19 protein-coding genes are annotated in these 16,213 nt (G+C 41.7%); 9 read left to right on the forward strand and 10 right to left on the reverse strand.

Translation table 11 applies throughout. The features are described from left to right. Window positions 1-31 precede the first annotated feature (31 nt). Window positions 32-391 carry a hypothetical protein gene (locus tag FAI40_08990; GenBank protein ID QCE35454.1) on the forward strand — a complete coding sequence of 120 codons (360 nt, stop codon included), beginning with the start codon at window positions 32-34 and terminating at the stop codon, window positions 389-391. Between the two features lie 29 nt (window positions 392-420). Further along, the gene (locus FAI40_08995) at window positions 421-1,188 is read left to right on the forward strand and encodes an NAD kinase (protein QCE35455.1); all 768 of its coding nucleotides are present in this window, start codon (window positions 421-423) and stop codon (window positions 1,186-1,188) included. 1 nt (window position 1,189) lies between these two features. Here the strand turns inward: FAI40_08995 and FAI40_09000 are convergent, their stop codons facing one another. Genes FAI40_09000 through FAI40_09020 form a run of 5 tightly spaced genes read right to left on the reverse strand, consistent with a single transcriptional unit; the run spans window position 1,190 to window position 4,071 of the window. Further along, window positions 1,190-1,447, reverse strand: a complete 258-nt coding sequence (locus FAI40_09000) for a hypothetical protein (protein ID QCE35456.1) — start codon at window positions 1,445-1,447, stop codon at window positions 1,190-1,192. Window positions 1,448-1,450: 3 nt separating this feature from the next. Further along, on the reverse strand, window positions 1,451-2,392 hold the full coding sequence (locus FAI40_09005) for a 2-hydroxyacid dehydrogenase (GenBank protein ID QCE35457.1): 942 nt from the start codon (window positions 2,390-2,392) through the stop codon (window positions 1,451-1,453). Between the two features lie 7 nt (window positions 2,393-2,399). Continuing rightward, on the reverse strand, window positions 2,400-2,897 hold the full coding sequence (locus FAI40_09010) for a low molecular weight phosphotyrosine protein phosphatase (GenBank protein ID QCE35458.1): 498 nt from the start codon (window positions 2,895-2,897) through the stop codon (window positions 2,400-2,402). 23 nt (window positions 2,898-2,920) lie between these two features. Then, window positions 2,921-3,622 carry a hypothetical protein gene (locus tag FAI40_09015; GenBank protein ID QCE35459.1) on the reverse strand — a complete coding sequence of 234 codons (702 nt, stop codon included), beginning with the start codon at window positions 3,620-3,622 and terminating at the stop codon, window positions 2,921-2,923. Continuing rightward, window positions 3,619-4,071, reverse strand: coding sequence for a hypothetical protein (locus tag FAI40_09020; GenBank protein ID QCE35460.1), 453 nt, complete (start codon window positions 4,069-4,071; stop codon window positions 3,619-3,621). The genes FAI40_09015 and FAI40_09020 overlap by 4 nt, the downstream gene beginning before the upstream one ends. A gap of 234 nt (window positions 4,072-4,305) precedes the next feature. Between FAI40_09020 and FAI40_09025 the strand changes: the two genes are divergently transcribed. Further along, a complete protein-coding gene (locus tag FAI40_09025) occupies window positions 4,306-4,740 on the forward strand; it encodes an Rrf2 family transcriptional regulator (GenBank protein QCE35461.1) in 435 nt (144 codons plus the stop codon). A gap of 22 nt (window positions 4,741-4,762) precedes the next feature. Here the strand turns inward: FAI40_09025 and FAI40_09030 are convergent, their stop codons facing one another. The 5 genes from FAI40_09030 to FAI40_09050 form a co-directional block, all read right to left on the reverse strand. Next, complete coding sequence (locus tag FAI40_09030) at window positions 4,763-5,230, reverse strand: hypothetical protein (GenBank protein ID QCE35462.1); 468 nt, start codon at window positions 5,228-5,230, stop codon at window positions 4,763-4,765. Between the two features lie 11 nt (window positions 5,231-5,241). Continuing rightward, window positions 5,242-6,018: a hypothetical protein gene (locus tag FAI40_09035; protein ID QCE35463.1), complete on the reverse strand. Its 777-nt coding sequence runs from the start codon at window positions 6,016-6,018 to the stop codon at window positions 5,242-5,244. Between the two features lie 23 nt (window positions 6,019-6,041). Then, window positions 6,042-7,325, reverse strand: a complete 1,284-nt coding sequence (locus tag FAI40_09040; protein QCE35464.1) for an NAD(P)/FAD-dependent oxidoreductase — start codon at window positions 7,323-7,325, stop codon at window positions 6,042-6,044. Between the two features lie 84 nt (window positions 7,326-7,409). After that, window positions 7,410-8,639, reverse strand: a complete 1,230-nt coding sequence (gene argJ / locus FAI40_09045) for a bifunctional glutamate N-acetyltransferase/amino-acid acetyltransferase ArgJ (GenBank protein QCE35465.1) — start codon at window positions 8,637-8,639, stop codon at window positions 7,410-7,412. Between the two features lie 2 nt (window positions 8,640-8,641). After that, window positions 8,642-9,562: a peptidylprolyl isomerase gene (locus FAI40_09050; GenBank protein QCE35466.1), complete on the reverse strand. Its 921-nt coding sequence runs from the start codon at window positions 9,560-9,562 to the stop codon at window positions 8,642-8,644. Window positions 9,563-10,035: 473 nt separating this feature from the next. On the opposite strand from FAI40_09050, the gene secA reads away from it, so the two are divergent. Genes secA through FAI40_09080 form a run of 6 tightly spaced genes read left to right on the forward strand, consistent with a single transcriptional unit; the run spans window position 10,036 to window position 16,163 of the window. Continuing rightward, on the forward strand, window positions 10,036-12,699 hold the full coding sequence (gene secA / locus FAI40_09055; protein ID QCE35467.1) for a preprotein translocase subunit SecA: 2,664 nt from the start codon (window positions 10,036-10,038) through the stop codon (window positions 12,697-12,699). A 54-nt stretch (window positions 12,700-12,753) separates the two neighbouring features. Further along, window positions 12,754-13,503, forward strand: coding sequence for a YebC/PmpR family DNA-binding transcriptional regulator (locus tag FAI40_09060; GenBank protein QCE35468.1), 750 nt, complete (start codon window positions 12,754-12,756; stop codon window positions 13,501-13,503). Beyond that, a complete protein-coding gene (gene ruvC, locus FAI40_09065; protein ID QCE35802.1) occupies window positions 13,439-14,050 on the forward strand; it encodes a crossover junction endodeoxyribonuclease RuvC in 612 nt (203 codons plus the stop codon). Before FAI40_09060 ends, ruvC begins: the two co-directional genes overlap by 65 nt. Continuing rightward, on the forward strand, window positions 14,047-14,661 hold the full coding sequence (gene ruvA, locus FAI40_09070; protein ID QCE35469.1) for a Holliday junction branch migration protein RuvA: 615 nt from the start codon (window positions 14,047-14,049) through the stop codon (window positions 14,659-14,661). The genes ruvC and ruvA overlap by 4 nt, the downstream gene beginning before the upstream one ends. Window positions 14,662-14,697: 36 nt before the next feature. Continuing rightward, window positions 14,698-15,681 carry a Holliday junction branch migration DNA helicase RuvB gene (gene ruvB / locus FAI40_09075; protein QCE35803.1) on the forward strand — a complete coding sequence of 328 codons (984 nt, stop codon included), beginning with the start codon at window positions 14,698-14,700 and terminating at the stop codon, window positions 15,679-15,681. Beyond that, the gene (locus FAI40_09080) at window positions 15,681-16,163 is read left to right on the forward strand and encodes a YbgC/FadM family acyl-CoA thioesterase (protein ID QCE35470.1); all 483 of its coding nucleotides are present in this window, start codon (window positions 15,681-15,683) and stop codon (window positions 16,161-16,163) included. The genes ruvB and FAI40_09080 overlap by 1 nt, the downstream gene beginning before the upstream one ends. Window positions 16,164-16,213 lie beyond the last annotated feature (50 nt).

The following is a 16,213-nucleotide window of genomic DNA, read 5'->3' on the forward strand; positions in this document are numbered from 1 at the left end:
AAAGTTTTTTGTGGCTATGGGTGTTTCGCTCATGGCCACAGAGCTTTTTTTTGGGACAGCCTCTTTTGCAGATCCCTGTCAGTTTGATCTTCAGACTTTAGCTCTAAAGTCTGGGACAGTGACGCGCATCAGTGGTGATGGCGTGATCATTTCAGATGGAACTGATGTCATTTTGCCAGAAGCATTGTTGCCATATGCGCGTCTTAACCAGATTTTGAAGGTTAAAGGTTTAGCTGGTACAAAAGAAAAACAATTTTGGGCTGTTGCTGTTATTTTGGCCAATGATGATGCTGTTTGTCCAAATGTCGGAGACGTTCGTCGGGGAGCGCATCCCGGTTCGAATGTTTATGATGTCATTATTGGCGGTGTCCGTCCTACGCCACCTTTGTAATTTTTCCTTTTCTGGAATGAGTTAATTTCGTGTTAAAAATTGCTTTTTTGCATTCAAAAACACTAAAAGCGAACAAAGCAACAAAAGCTTTGCTTCAAGTCTATGGAAACTATTCGCTGGAAGAGGCAGATCTTGTTGTTTGCCTTGGAGGAGATGGTTTTCTTTTAGAATGCCTCCATCGCATTTTTCCACGCCAGATTCCTGTTTATGGTATTAATTATGGAACGGTTGGTTTCCTTTTAAATACGCCATTAAATCGTCCAGAAGAATTAGAGAAACGCCTTTTAACAGCGCAACCTGTAAAAATCTCTCCTTTAAGAATGGATGTTCTTAAACAGGATGGTACAAAAAAACAAGCTCTTGGTTTTAACGATATTTTTATTTTTCGTCAGAGTCATCAGACAATTTGTACACGGATTGAAGTTGACGGCAGAACACGTTTGTTGGACTTAAAAAGTGATGGGATTATTTTATCTACACCAGCAGGGTCAACGGCCTATAACAATTCTGTCCGAGGACCTATTGTACCATTAGATGCTAATATCTTGCCGTTAACACCGATTGCACCGTCAAATCCACGTCATTGGGGAGGGGCTTTATTGCCAATGACATCTTCAGTTCGTTTTATTTTATCGCATACAGAAAAACGCCCTGCCGCAGCAGTTGCTGATTCCCGTGAAATTCGAGATGTTGTCGAGGTTTCGGCGAAAATGGATACTTCTTACGTGGCGACTTTACTCTTTGATCCAGAGTTCAGTCTTTCAGAAAAAATGGTTCAGCAGCAATTTTCTGGCTGATTCAAAGGGGTTCGCCGTCCGGTCCCCTTGTTATCGTTTTTTTGTGTGCTGGGCGTGGAATAGGTCTATTACAGTAAGAACAATAATTTTTTGATTTAGCGGGGATTGCACGAGAACTCCCGTCTTCGCCAATAGGATAGCTGCTCGCAAAGGGTAAGTTTGTTAGAGGATGAACATCACGAACAGGATTTGTGTCACAGCTTGCAAGAATAAGAAGACTAATCAGAAAAAATCCCTGTTTGTAAAAAGGCAGTTTCATGTTTTAAGCTAGTCCAGAAAGAGGTGTAATCAGAGGTTTGCCTTGAAAATACGCCTGTAAATTTTGAATGACATTCATGGCCATTGCTTTGCGTGTTTCGAGTGTGGCTGACCCTTGATGGGGCTGAAGAATACAATTGGAAAGTTCAAAAAAGGCAGGATTTACAGCAGGCTCTGTCTCAAAAACATCTAGTCCTGCGCCTTTAATTTTGTTATCTTTGAGAGCTCGGATAAGCGCATTTTCGTCTATAACACTGCCCCTGGCAATATTAATAAGAATGCCTTCTGAACCAAGTTTTTCTAAAATATGGCTGTCAATAAGATGATACGTTTCCTCTGTTCCTGGAACAGCGAGGATCAGAGCATCAGACCATTCAGCAAGCTGTCCGAGATCTTTTTCTCGTTGAAAAGAAGTGTCTCGCTCAGATCTGTTATAGTAGCGAACAGAAGCGCCAAGCGCTGAGACTCTTTTGGCGAGAGCCTGACCAATAGCACCCAATCCAACAATGCCTATTTTTGCATTTTTAATTGAATGACCTAAAGGCGGTTCGCCAGATTTTTGCCATAATCCCTCTTTTAACCAAGCAAAGTTAAAGAGAAAATTTCGCCTTAAATTGAGCAAAAACATGAGCGCCGTATCGGCAACTTCATCTGCATTGATTCCAATAGCCGTAGAAACCTTTATTTTTCGTTTTTTAAGAAGGGGGAGAGGAAGACGGTCTATCCCTACGCCGCAAACTGCAATCATCTCAAGAGAAGATAGCGATTGTAAAGCTTCTGGCAAGCCGATTGCGCCATTCGTGATAATGGCTTTAATGTGAGGATTATCCTCTAATTTTCCTGCTTTAGGTAAAAAAACGGGAGAAAAGGAAAATTCTTTTAGATCAAAAAGGCCTGCAAATCCCTCATCTAAAATAAGAACTTCGGGCATATCAGAAGAAGACATTTGAAACTCATTGTAAAGAAGATAAAGGCTTGTTCCTAAATACGCTTGTTGCCAGTTTAGAACAAGCCTTCTCAATTAAGACCCAAGCATATTCAAAATCTTTTTCCGAACCAAAATAAGGATCCGGAACCTCTTGTTCGTCGATGTCTGGAAGATAGGAGAGAAGAGAGATGATTTTAGCCTTACTTTCCAGAGGCTTATGCTTATTAAGCCAATTTAAATGCGTTTGATCAAGTGCAACAATATGTGTGAAACGGGAGAAATCTTGCTTACTCACTTGCCTGGAGCATAGCTTCTGCATGTAAGGAAGATACTCAGGATGATATTTTTGAATGATATTTTGAGCTCTACAGTCAGGGGCTTCATTTAAGTTCCATCGACCAGTTGCCGCAGAATCAATATCGCAGGTTACACCTCGTTTCGAGGCCTCTATTCTCATTGCTACTTCTGCAAGTGGAGATCGGCAAATGTTTCCAGTGCAGACAAAAAGAATAGAAGGCGTCATTGAAAAATAACCTGCGAATTAACTTATTTTTTAGAAGCAGCTTCTGCCGGGGAAGTCGCTTCAGAACCTGTTGCAGCAGCTGGTGGGAGGTCTTTCACTTGAGATGTTTCGACTGCTCCAGTTGCCGTTGGCGCTTGTTGCTGTGAAGGTGGCAACATAAAGCCAGCAGGTGTTTGGTCTTGAACAGTTACAGTTCCAGAAGGTGTTTTCCCTTCGGCACGCAATTGTTTTTCAAGTTTTTGAGCTGCTTTTTTCTCAGCCTTTTTACGTTCTTTTTGCTCCTTCGTTAATTTAGGAGGCGTTGTTGGTGGAACATAATCTGGTGGTGTAATGAATTTTTGACAGACTTGCGTATCCTGATATTCCTTCTGATCGCAACCCAACCACCATTGAAGTAGGGCATTGCCAAAGTTCTTATGGCGGATAATTTTTGTTGATTTAATGGGATGCTTGGCTTGATAGGCTTGGAAGGCGTCAAACGTCGTTTTCTGGTAGTCCGTCATGGCACTTAGATTGCCATCAAGAATTTCCATATTGTCTTTATCGATCGCATAATAAGTTTTATTGCCGTAGCGAATTTCTTCCCAATTAACGGGCTTTAGAGAAGGTGGCGGTGCAATATTTTCGCGCTCTTGCTCTTCGGGAGGAATGGTCACACGATGATAGGTAGAAACCGCACATCCAGATAAAAGACCTACAGATAGGAGTAGGAGATATTTATTCATTTTCTAACTTCATCCTTAGCAAAAGAAGAGAAAAGTTGGTTTTGCTGCGTGCCGAGCTCATCAGATTTAACTTTTACAGGTTTTAACGGTGAAATAACTTTTTTTACAATAGGTTTATAGCCGTGATTTTGCTGACAAAGTGGAAGAGCCCAAAAAATAGCAGGTGGATGGAAAGAAAGGGTTGCGTTTTGCTTTGCATCATAACTTTTCAAATCACCAATCCATTGTGTCATTTGCTCGGCGAATTTTTGTCTAGCGGCATCTTCTTCCTGAAGATTATTATATTTTACTTCAAGTGCGTCAGCCTTTTTACTGAGATTATCAAAGGCCTCTTTTTGATCTTCCAATTGATTATGTTGAGAGAGCAAAACGATACCAACAATCCCTGCTACAATAATAATGAGGGTACTTTTTATAAACAGCCCAATATAGCGTTGATTACGATACATGCCTGTATTTTCCTTTTAGGCGTTAGAAGATTCATAAATAAAAGAGTAAGAAAAACTTCATATTTTTGTCGATTCGTTTATAAGGCTGTAAAAGCCTATAATTAAAGTTGCGTAAAGAGAGCTTTCCGTAAAGGGTGAATTTCATTTTTTATAAATATTTAAAATGAAAATGCCTCTTTTTTTAATGTTAGGTATTTAAGAATCCTTTTTTTAAAGCATACAAAGTAAATAATAATGAGACTTACACTTCAAACAGACTATGGTTTCCGGATTTTAATGTATCTTGGAAGAGTCGAAGAAAAAGGTTTGGTTTCTGCTGCCGATATTGCAACGATGCATCGCATTCCCTTAAACCATGTCAAAAAAGTCATCACACATCTTGTGAAGGGCGGATATATTTTATCCGTTCGTGGACGTAGTGGTGGTGTTAAGTTGGCTTTGTCTGCGGATAAAATTCACTTAGGTGATTTAATTAAATATTTAGATGACCGAGGAAATTTACTGCGCTGTATGGATGAGACGCTCTCAACAAAAGAAGGTTGCGATTTTTGTATTCTTTTCGCAACCTGTGCTTTAAAATCCCTTTTAGGAGAGGCTAAAGGCACATTTGTTGAAGCGATGAATAAATATACGCTTTGGGATATTACAAAAAAGACTCAGTTTAGCTAGACCGAAGGGGGCAATGCTTTAATTATGACGCATTAGCACCAGCAGATTGTTCAATATAACGATTCCCATCCCAAATCCATTTATCTGTACCATCGACAAGAAGGTTTGCCATACCTTTATGACGTTCTGGCAAGACAGAAATTTCTCCGTTTACGTCATCTAGAATATTGTTCCATTTTCCATTTTTTAGAATATAAACAGAGGTAGAGCACCCAGAGGCGCCACAAAGACGTCCAGATTGTATCTGAACGAATAAAGCAGGCGTTTTGGCCTCGCTGAGATGTACAGAAGCTGTAAAAATTCGAGGCTTCTCATTGTGCAATTGGCTATCTTTGATGAGATCAGCATTAAGCGATGCTGCTATTTTTTCAAGATTGCTTCCCGGATGCCTGCTGACATGCACAACGGAAGCGCTAGCTTCCGCTGTAAAGCAAAAACTTATCCCTAAAAGAGAGAGAGACTTTAAAAGACTTTTGGAGAATCTCTTCATGCTGTTTCTTCCTATTCATGCCTTAATGTAATGACAAGCACGTCTCTTGCTGCTGGTTTTTCAGGGTCTTCTGGTTCGATAGGTGTTACTCCATGATAAACACGATGGTCATTTACAAAGGCAGCATCAAAGGGATTTAAAAGGGTGAATTCGGCAAGTTTTTTGTTTTTTTCTAAGTTATAGATGCTTGTTGTGCCCTCTTTAACGTTATGACGCTTAATCATGAGAACAAATACCCAGTCGACACCATCGCGATGAAGTCCTTCTGGAGCAGGGTGGCCCTTTTCGGATTTGTTGGCCTCAATGCGATATTGATGAACTTCTGCATGCCAAGAAAGAGGGCGATCTTCTTTTTTGGTAAAGCATTCTGCTAAGGACCAAGCGAGCGCCATGGAGGCGTTTAAAGCTGCACCGGATTTAATGTCCTCTGCAATGGGGTCAAACCAGCGTTCGACACCACCATTTAGAGGATTATAGTCACGGCTTTGATAATGGGGCTGATGTGGTTTTTGAACAATTCCTTTTTGATGACTAAGGGAAAAGACACCATAGCGTCTACGGCGGTAACGTCCGCCATCCGCCATGAATTTATCATTTCCTAAATCGTTCCAACTTTCTTCAAATTGATGCCAGTCCTGATGAGAACAGCCCATTTTTTGGATGAGAGAAGATGTTTCTTTCGCAGGCAAGAAAGCAAAGCCTTCTTTTTGAACTGATGGATCTAGGAAGCTTAAAAATGCCTCAGATGTGATATTTTTGATTATAGCTATTTTCTCTTTAGAAAACATATCATCTCATCCTTTATTTTTACTTATAAAAATTTCTTTTTTAGAAATTTCTTTAGAACAGAGGTCAATCCACCAAGTTCATATTGCTGTCGTGCAGAAAGGATAGAGTGTAGCAATTGTGCCCAACGGTTACCAAGGCCTTTTCCACCAAAGCTTTTGCCTGAAGGAAGCTCTCCCCATCCTGCATATTTTCCTAGTACCACGATACTCCCTTGGTTGTTGTAAATAAATGGTTTTGGTGTTTTTCCAGAAATTAAGGCAGGTAAGGCTATTTTTTGGAGATAAATGCCTTCTTTGCGCGCAGCTTGCGCAGTCGGTGGAAGAGGCGATTTTAAAATAAAGGCACAATCTCCAATGGCTAAAATGTGGGGATCTTTTGTGGTTTGTAGGGTATTTGTGACAACGAGCCCGCCATTTCTTCCAAATTCTAAGTCAGGAAAGAGTTTTTTTAAGGTTATGTTGGGTTTTACGCCTGCAGTCCAAATAACCATATCTGCCGGTAGAAAAGTTCCGTTGGCTAAGGCAACACCATTTTCTCGTATAGCCTCAACTTTAGCATTTAAATTTAATTGAATATTAAGCTCTTTTAGGCGGCGGGCGGCACCTTCACTAATGTCTTTGTGAAAACTAGGAAGGAGGCGGTTTTGTCCTTCTATAATTTGTAGCGAGATGGAATGGGGGGATATTGTTTCTTTTTTTGTAAAAGTTTCATACAATGCAGCTGTAAGCTGTACGCCTGTTGGCCCCGCACCAATGATTGCGACATTGAACGATTTTTTCTCCTGAAAGGCGCTTGTTACACCAAGGCGCACTTTTGAGTAAATAACGTCGGCATCCGCAATGTTATTTAAAAAATAGCAATGCTGGTCAGCGCCTTCGGTTTTAAAATCATTTGGGACAGCCCCACAGGCAACAATGAGCCAGTCGTATGCAATTTCTGTGTCGCTTGAAAGCTGAATTTTTCTTGATATTGTATCGATTGAAAGCGCTTTTGCTTGAATAAAATTGAAGCCGAATTCTGTGGCTAAAGCTTTAAAGGCAAAACGATTGTCCTTTGAGGTTAATGTGCCTGCAGCAACTTCATGCAGAGAGGGTTTGCAGACATGGAAAGGATTTGGATCAATCAGTGTTGCGGAAATATTTGATAAATGTTTTAGGTCTCGAAGGACATTTATCCCTCCGATACCACCTCCTAAAACAACGATTTTTTGGATGGTTTTCTCTTCGGCTTTAGACACAATATTCCTTGTTTTCAGGTATCCATATTCCTCATGGCTATGAAGCCAAAAGAGATATGTTAAAAATATAAAACTGTACTATTTTAGTACAGTTTATTTCTTCAAAAAAAATGAATTTTAGCGCTTCTTTTATAAAATGAGGCTGTTTTATTTTTAACTGCGATAAGAGGCGTTAATTTCGATATATGATTTTGTCAGATCGCATCCCCAGACTTCAGTACATTCTTTGCCATCTTGTAGGGAAACAAGAATCTCGATTTCTTCAGACTGCATTTTTTGTGCAAGATTTTTTTCATCATAGTCAAGGTATGTGTCATTTTCTGCAACGGGAATGCCACAAAGAGAAATACGGACTTTTTGCATTTCAACAGGAATCCCTGCTTTTCCAATAGCCATAGCAATCCGTCCCCAATTGGGATCTCCGCCAGCAATAGCCGTTTTTACCAATGGAGAGTTTGCAATCGAAAAGGCAATTTTTTTGGCTACCTTGACAGAAGGGGCGTTCATTACATTGACTTTCATCAGGCGTGTAACGCCTTCTCCATCCCTTAAAACAAGGAGGGCGAGTTCTTTTGTTATTTCCTTTATCTTTTGTCGAAAATCCTGAAAAAGAGGATCTTCTATATTTTTGGGCGTAGGGTTTTGGGCAGTATTTAAAGCGAATGCAAGTGCCATGTCTGAGGTGGAGGTATCGGAATCCACGGTGATGGCATTGAAGCTTTCTTCACAGGCCTCTTTCATGCTTTCTTGTAAAAGAGGTGAGGAGAGGTTTGCATCTGTAAAAATATAAGCCAGCATTGTCGCCATGTTAGGTGCAATCATGCCAGAGCCCTTAACAAAGCCTTGTATTGTTACTTTTGTATTGCCGATAAAGGCTGATCGAACAGCACCTTTTGGAAAGGTATCTGTCGTCATAATGGCAGAAACAGCTTTTTCCCAAGCATTGGGTAGAAGATTTTTTTTAGCTTTCTCAATACCATTCAGAACATGTTGTGTCGGGAAAATTTCTCCAATGACACCTGTCGATCCTAAAAAGATTTTCTCATTGGAAATTTTAAAAAGTTCTGAGATTTTTCTTGCTGTTTCAATGGCCGCCTGCTGGCCTTGCTCACCTGTCAAAACATTTGCATTCCCAGCATTGACGAGAAGCGCCTGAGCAGAGACATTTTTACTAGAAAGTCTTTGTCGACACCATATAACAGGAATGCCAGCACATTGATTTGACGTAAGAACACCACCAACAGAAGCAGGCTTATCAAAGAGAACTAATAAGAGATCATCTCTGTTTTTATAACGGCTGTTGGTTTGTGCTGTTCCAAACAAAACCCCCTCAAGAGGCTTGAAGTGAGGCAAGGGTCTCTTTAAGGGGGCTTGGTCAGTCATATTTATTTTTTAGCAGGTGCTGCGAGAGGTTTTCCATTTGCGTCATAACGGACAACTTTTGCATTAGCAACAGCTTGTTTAATGACCTGCTTGACTTCATCACGAACAATATTGCGACGAATATCATTCTGGACTTCTGTGTAAGAAGGAACAGGTGCTGTTCGTGTACCGAGAACCTGAATCACATGCCAGCCATATTGGGTATGAACGGGCGTTGAAGAAATTTCATCTTTTTTCAAAGAGAAAGCAGCATCTGAGAATGCTGGAAGCATATCCCCTTTTTTGAACCAACCTAGGTCGCCACCATTTGCTCCGCCTGACCCTTTATCTTTGGAATCTTTAGCGGCAAGTTTTGCAAAGTCTGCACCACCTTTAAGTTCTTTGATGATGTTTTTAGCTTCATCTTCATTATCTACAAGGATATGACGTGCGTGAACTTCTTCTTCTGGCTTCTGATCGACATAATGAGACTGATAATAGTCTTTCATTGTTTTTTCAGAAATTTTTGGAGCCACTTTTTGCTCTAGATAAGCATTTTGAAGAACGGTATCAGCCGCTGTCTTCATTGCGGCTTGAACTTCAGGTTTTTTCTGAAGATCCTCTTTCAAAGCAATCGCTTCGATAGCTTTTTGTTCGATAAGCTGATCTACAACGAGTGGTGTGATCATAGTTGATTGCAGCTGGCGGGCTTCTGGAGGAAGCGCTGCAATCGTTTTCTTAACATCGTCTAAAGTAATTGTTTGCCCATCAACGGTTGCGACAGGTGTAGAAGGATTAGCGCTAGGATTATTTACGGCGGATGCTGCAGGAGCAGGTTCGTCAGCCCAGACTTGTCCAAAAGAGATGGGGGCAATAGCGACAGCCGCTAAAAAAGTCCATCTTAAGGAAGTAAGAGCAGAGTTAAAAGCATATTTGCGGTTCATTAATTGCCTCAAAAACAATAATTTGATGTTGGAAGATTTTGAGCTAAAACTCGTCTTTCCGATTTTTGTTAAATATTAACTCAGAATACAAGAAGATTCTTAAGAAGCTTTAAAGATTGCACAGAAAAGATTTGATTGCCAGCTTAAGGGAGAGTCTTTTTTCTAAAACACTCTAATACTCCATTAAGAGTGATAATAAAAGGTATCCTTATTGTTATTTGACCCTATTTAAGGTTATATAAGGCCGATATACATTATACATATAGTTATAGTTAGGATTAGAGAGCTACTTACACTTCACAGCCATTTGAGGTGAGGGGGTTTTGACCCAGCTTTGTTTTAACCTGGTGCATTTCTTGATGATCTGTGAGTTTGGCAGACATGTTCGGGGTTGAGAAGTTTTAGTAACGGCTTTAGTTTGAGGATTTCCTGTTTATTTCAGGGATTTCGTTGGATTTATCGTTTGGATATTTATGTTAGCACGTTTTGCCCATACCCTTTTTGGCTCAGCCAACGACAGAGCTCTTAAAAATTATCAGAAGCGTGTGGCTCTTATCAATGGATTGGAAGAGGGCGTAAAGTCTCTTTCGGATGAGGATTTGCAACGCAAAACATCTGAATTTCGGGAAAGGCTTAAAAAAGGCGAAAGTTTAGAAGATCTCCAATGTGAGGCTTTCGCCGTTTGTCGTGAGGCGGCAAGAAGAATTCTCGGAATGCGGCATTTCGATGTGCAGCTTATTGGCGGTATGGTTCTGCATGATGGACGTATTGCAGAGATGCGTACAGGTGAAGGAAAAACGCTTGTTGCAACATTAGCTGTCTATTTGAACGCTCTTGCAGGTAAGGGCGTTCATGTTGTGACCGTTAACGATTATCTGGCTTCTCGTGATGCAGCCGAGATGTCGGTTCTGTACCAATTTTTGGGACTTTCTACAGGTGTGATTGTTCCGAATCTTTCAGATGATGAGCGTCGAGCCGCCTACCATTGTGATATTACCTATGGAACAAATAACGAATTTGGTTTTGATTATCTTCGGGACAATATGAAATATACGCTTCAAGAAATGGTTCAGAGGCCATTTTTTCATGCGATTGTCGATGAGGTTGATAGTATCTTAATTGATGAGGCGAGAACGCCCCTTATTATTTCTGGCCCTGCAGAAGATAGTTCTGAACTATACCGCCAGGTTGATAAGGTCATGGCGGTTATTTCAAAAGACCCAGGCCATTATGAAAAAGACGAGAAGCTCAGAACGGTTATTTTAACGGAATCTGGTGTGGAAGCTGTTGAGGAAGCTTTGCGAGATGAAGGTGTTTTAGCTGGTGGAATGTATGATGCGCAAAATGTTGAGGTTGTGCATCATGTGCAGCAGTCTCTGAGAGCGCATACTCTTTTTGCACGAGATGTTGACTACATTGTTCGTGACAACAAAGTGATTTTGATTGATGAATTTACGGGCAGGATGATGGATGGACGCCGTTATTCTGATGGTTTGCATCAGGCCTTGGAAGCCAAAGAAGCTGTAGAAATTCAAAAAGAAAACCAAACGCTGGCCTCTATTACATTTCAAAACTATTTCCGTTTGTACCCAAAACTGTCAGGGATGACAGGAACGGCAATGACAGAAGCTAATGAATTCGCAGAAATTTATAATTTGCGTGTGATTGAAATTCCAACCAATGTTCCTGTTCAACGTTCTGATTCAGATGATGAAATTTATTTAACAGAGGCTCAAAAGTTTAATGCTGTTGCGAATTTAATTGAAGAGATTCATGCAACAGGACAGCCTGTGCTTGTTGGAACGACCTCCATTGAAAAGAGTGAACGTCTTTCAGATCTTTTGGCGCAGCGTAAAGTTCTTCATAATGTTTTAAATGCGCGCCATCATGAGCGTGAGGCCAGTATTATTGCGCAGGCAGGGTCTCCAGGGGCGATTACTATTGCTACGAATATGGCTGGGCGTGGAACAGATATCAAACTGGGTGGAAATCCTGATTTGATGGTTAAAGAGCTTTTGAAAGGCCTTACAGAGGAAGAGCTGACAGAAGAGCGCCGAAAAACCATTGAAGAAGGCGTTTTAGCGCAGGTTAAAGAGGCGCATAAAGTTGTTCAGAAGGCAGGAGGGCTTTATGTCATTGGAACAGAGCGCCATGAGAGCCGACGTGTTGATAACCAGTTACGGGGCCGTTCCGGACGTCAAGGTGATCCTGGGAATTCAAGATTTTTTCTTTCTTTAGAAGATGATTTAATTCGCATTTTTGCAACAGGCCGTATGGGGGCAATGATGCAAAAGTTAGGGCTAAAGGAAGGCGAGGCGATCATTCATCCATGGTTAAATAAGGCCCTTGAAAAAGCCCAGAAAAAAGTTGAAGCACGCAATTTTGATATGCGTAAAAATACATTGAAATATGATGATGTCATGAACGATCAGCGCAAAGAGGTTTATGCGCAACGTCGTGAGTATATGGAGGCGGAAAATGTATCAGACGTGATTGCTGAAATGCGCGCACGCCTGATTGAAGAGCTTTTGGATCGGCATATTCCTGAAAAAACTTTTCCAGAAGCCTGGGAGGTTTTAACTCTCAGAAAAGAGCTGTTCGGGATTTTTGCGCTTGATCTTAATTTGGAGGAATGGGTTCTTGAGGATGAAATGGATGAGGAAATCCTTCTCTCCCGCATAGAAGAAAATGTTGAGCAAGCGTATCAGGAAATTGTTGAAATGGTTGGTCAGGAGACAATGACGCTTTTGGAAAAACATATTTTATTGACCTCCTTTGATGCGGTTTGGAAAGAACATCTTCACGGTCTAGACCGTTTGCGTCAGGGAATTGGTCTGCGTGCTTACGGTCAGAAAGATCCTCTTAATGAGTACAAGCAAGAAGCCTTTCAAATGTTTGGCTATATGCTGGATGAGTTGCGCCGCCGTGTTGTTTCTTCTTTGAGCCGTGTGCGTCCTATTGCGGCGGCAGATTCACAGATGAGTGTGGAAGGGGATAATGATATTTTGTCATTGCCTTCAGACGCCAATGTAACACAGGGGCATGAGGTTCAAGAAGCGCCTGTATTGTCACGAAATGCGTTGTGCCCTTGTGGATCTGGTTTGAAGTATAAACATTGCTGCGGTCGGGTTGAGTAAGTTTACAGCGATTTTTTTTAATTTTAGTTAAGGATTGTGTTTTAAGGATTTTTTATGGCAGGTCATTCCCAATTTAAAAATATTATGCATCGTAAAGGCGCACAGGATGCGCGCCGTGCGCGTGAATTTGCAAAGGTCATTCGCGAGATTACTGTTGCCGCAAAAGAGGGAATTGCAGATCCAGCTATGAATCCTCGTTTACGCAGTGCTATTACTGCGGCGCGCGAAGTAAATATGCCGAAAGATAATATTGATCGCGCAATTAAGAAAGCAACAGGTGAAGGCGGAGGAGAAGATTATGTTTCTGTCCGTTATGAAGGATATGGTCCGGGCGGTGCCGCCATTATTGTTGAAAGTCTAACAGATAACCGTAACCGTACGGCTTCAGATGTTAGGGCTGCTTTTTCAAAACATGGAGGCTCTTTAGGAGAGGAGAATTCTGTTTCCTTTATGTTTGACCGGGTTGGGGCTATTATTTACCCCCTTTCTGCGGGCAGTGAAGATGAGATTTTAGAAGCGGCGCTTGAAGCAGGTGCTGAGAATGTCGACACAGACGAAGAGATACATGAAATCCTTACCAGTCCAGATACACTTATGGCGGTAAGAGAAGAGCTTGAAAAACGATTAGGCGATCCTAGGTCTGCAAAATTAGATTGGCGTCCGCAAAACACGTTGATTTTAGATGGGGATCAAGCCCGTACAGCTTTCAAATTGTTGGAAGCTTTAGAAGACAATGATGATGTTCAGACAGTCTATTCTAATTTTGACCTTTCTGACGAAATCAAAGCTGAGCTTTCTGAATAAATTGTCTTCCTTCGCTTCAATAACGAGAAAATCCTCTTCCTCTGTGCGGATTTTAGGCCTTGATCCCGGTCTAAGATTTCTAGGGTGGGGGGTTGTTGAAGCGAGTGGCAATAGGATCGTTCATCTTGCAGACGGCATTTTGGCAACAGATAGTGCTATGGCCGTACCAGATCGTCTGTGTACCCTTTATCAAGGGATAGAAAAAGTTATTGAAACTTATTCTCCTACAGAAGCAGCTGTTGAAGAGACCTATGTGAATGTTAATGGTGCGGCCACTCTAAAGTTGGGATATGCTCGTGCCATGGCATTGCTTGTTCCAGCGCAAAAGAATCTACTTGTCGCTGAATATGGCGCCAAAGAAGTGAAGCTTGCTGTTGTTGGAACAGGACAGGCAACAAAGCAACAAGTGATTTTGATGGTGAAACGCTTATTGCCAGCGGCAACCTTAAAAAGGGCGGATGCGGCAGATGCTTTGGCGATGGCTATTTGTCATGCTTATCGTCGTGCTGCGAATCTTCGCATTGCAAGCGGAAGGGTGAGCGCATGATTGGAAGGTTACGAGGGCAGGCTGAAATTTTAGAGACAGGTGAATGTCTTTTAGATGTGAATGGTGTTGGTTATATCGTTTCTGTTTCAGCCAGAACACTTGAAAAAATAAGAGAAGATTTAGCGCATTGCACTTTACTGATTGAAACGATTATTCGAGAAGATGCTTTTTTACTTTTTGGTTTTTTAGAGACCGTAGAACAGCAGTGGTTTCGGCGTTTAATTGAGGTGCAAGGTGTTGGCGCTAAAGTCGCCCTTGCGCTTTTGTCTGTTTCCTCTCCAGCTGAGCTTTACACAGCGGTAAAGGGGCAGGATAAAAAGGTTTTTGCCAAGGCAGCAGGGGTTGGGCCCAGATTGGCGGCAAGGCTTGTTTTAGAACTTGGCGCGCGCTCTTTGCCATCTGTTCCAGAGATTGATTTGCCAGTAAAAGAGTTGAGTACTTCTTCGGATAATCATACGATTTTGCAAGGTAAAGATGTTATTGTCGCTCTTGAAGGGCTTGGATTTCGAAAAAATGAAGCGGAAAAAGCTTTTCAAAAAGTTTCTGAAAACCATGGCATTGATTTATCAACATCTGATTTTCTGCGCTTATGTTTAAAAGAGCTTGGATAGATGGAATCACGTTTTGATACGATAGATCCCCAAGCAATGGATTTGCCTGAAATAAGGGCAGAGGCGGCGTTGCGTCCGCAAACTCTACAAGAATTTGTCGGACAAAAGATTGCCTGCGAGAATTTACAGATTTTTGTTGAAGCGGCTAAAGAGCGTGGGGAGGCCTTGGATCATGTTCTTTTACATGGTCCGCCAGGCTTGGGAAAAACGACTTTGGCGCAAATTGTTGCAAAGGAACTTGGCGTTGGATTCCGCTCAACATCTGGACCTGTGATACAGCGTGCGGGGGACTTAGCAGCTATTTTAACGAATTTACAGCCACATGATGTCTTATTTATTGATGAAATTCATCGCCTTCAGCCAGCGATTGAAGAAGTGCTTTATCCCGCCATGGAGGATTTTCAGCTAGACCTCGTGATTGGAACAGGTCCTGGTGCGCATTCTGTAAAAATTGATTTACCGCCATTTACTTTGGTTGGTGCAACGACAAGATCAGGTTTGCTTGCAACGCCTTTTAGAGATCGTTTTGGGATTCCTGTAAGGTTAGAGTTTTATAAAGTGCCAGATCTTACAATGATTGTGATGGCGAATGCTAAAAAAACAGGTATGAATTTGGAGCCAGAGGGAGCTTTGGAAATTGCGCGCCGCTCTCGGGGGACGCCAAGAATTGCAGGACGTCTTTTACGCAGAGTCCGTGATTTTGCAGATGTGGCAGGCCATGAATCAGTTGAAAAGGACATTGCAGATCGGGCATTGACTCGATTAGGGGTTGATAAGAATGGTTTAGATGCCATGGATTTGCGTTACTTGCGCAGGATCGCTACTTTTCATGGAGGTGGTCCCGTAGGAATCGAAACCTTGGCGGCTGCTTTGGCAGAAGGGCGCGATACGCTAGAAGAAGTTGTCGAGCCTTATTTGATCCAAGAAGGCTTGCTTGTGCGGACAGCAAAAGGTCGAATGCTTGGTGATGGAACTTGGAAAATTTTAGGGATTATTCCGCCTCAGAAGGGTCTTAACTAATGAAAACAGAAAATTTTCGCTTTCGTATTTATTATGAAGATACTGATGCCGGCGGTATCGTATATCATGCACGTTATCTTGTTTTTGCGGAGCGTGCTCGTGGAGAGACTCTGCGTATGGCAGGTTTTCCTCCGAAAGAACTTGCAGAAAACCGTCATATTGGTTTTGTCGTCCGGCAGCTTGATATTCGCTATTATGATCCGATGGAGTTGGATGATGAAGGAGAAGTCCGCAATCGGATGATTGAGGAAAAGGCGATGCGGGTCATTGTTGAACAGGAAGTTTTTAACCTTACAAAGAACAAAGTGGCAGCAAAATTAAAAGTTGAACTTGTTTTGATTGACTGTAAAACATTACGCCTCTGTACAAAACCGCCAGAAGATTTGAGAATGGCTTTGCGCTCTGTTTGGAACGGCGAATATCCTCCAGAAGAATTGCAAAAACAAATTAAAGAGAATAACCGATTAGCAGCTTTGAGCTGAGTGTGTCGGGTGATTTAATAGAGAAGAGTGGGAATTTAAGGAGAAAACGT

This window comes from Acetobacteraceae bacterium, from assembly GCA_004843345.1.
Taxonomy (GTDB): Bacteria; Pseudomonadota; Alphaproteobacteria; order Acetobacterales; family Acetobacteraceae.

Bases quoted from the DNA above. Each gene is read 5' to 3' on its own strand.
- FAI40_09030 (QCE35462.1), bottom strand. From the start codon at position 5,230: ATGAAGAGATTCTCCAAAAGTCTTTTAAAGTCTCTCTCTCTTTTAGGG.
- FAI40_09020 (QCE35460.1), bottom strand. From the start codon at position 4,071: ATGTATCGTAATCAACGCTATATTGGGCTGTTTATAAAAAGTACCCTC.
- FAI40_09000 (QCE35456.1), bottom strand. From the start codon at position 1,447: ATGAAACTGCCTTTTTACAAACAGGGATTTTTTCTGATTAGTCTTCTT.
- secA (QCE35467.1), top strand. From the start codon at position 10,036: ATGTTAGCACGTTTTGCCCATACCCTTTTTGGCTCAGCCAACGACAGA.
- ruvB (QCE35803.1), top strand. From the start codon at position 14,698: ATGGATTTGCCTGAAATAAGGGCAGAGGCGGCGTTGCGTCCGCAAACT.
- FAI40_09060 (QCE35468.1), top strand. From the start codon at position 12,754: ATGGCAGGTCATTCCCAATTTAAAAATATTATGCATCGTAAAGGCGCA.
- ruvC (QCE35802.1), top strand. From the start codon at position 13,439: ATGTTCAGACAGTCTATTCTAATTTTGACCTTTCTGACGAAATCAAAG.
- FAI40_09025 (QCE35461.1), top strand. From the start codon at position 4,306: ATGAGACTTACACTTCAAACAGACTATGGTTTCCGGATTTTAATGTAT.
- FAI40_09035 (QCE35463.1), bottom strand. From the start codon at position 6,018: ATGTTTTCTAAAGAGAAAATAGCTATAATCAAAAATATCACATCTGAG.
- FAI40_09050 (QCE35466.1), bottom strand. From the start codon at position 9,562: ATGAACCGCAAATATGCTTTTAACTCTGCTCTTACTTCCTTAAGATGG.
- FAI40_09080 (QCE35470.1), top strand. From the start codon at position 15,681: ATGAAAACAGAAAATTTTCGCTTTCGTATTTATTATGAAGATACTGAT.
- FAI40_08990 (QCE35454.1), top strand. From the start codon at position 32: ATGGCCACAGAGCTTTTTTTTGGGACAGCCTCTTTTGCAGATCCCTGT.
- FAI40_09015 (QCE35459.1), bottom strand. From the start codon at position 3,622: ATGAATAAATATCTCCTACTCCTATCTGTAGGTCTTTTATCTGGATGT.
- argJ (QCE35465.1), bottom strand. From the start codon at position 8,639: ATGACTGACCAAGCCCCCTTAAAGAGACCCTTGCCTCACTTCAAGCCT.
- FAI40_09010 (QCE35458.1), bottom strand. From the start codon at position 2,897: ATGACGCCTTCTATTCTTTTTGTCTGCACTGGAAACATTTGCCGATCT.
- FAI40_09005 (QCE35457.1), bottom strand. From the start codon at position 2,392: ATGTCTTCTTCTGATATGCCCGAAGTTCTTATTTTAGATGAGGGATTT.
- ruvA (QCE35469.1), top strand. From the start codon at position 14,047: ATGATTGGAAGGTTACGAGGGCAGGCTGAAATTTTAGAGACAGGTGAA.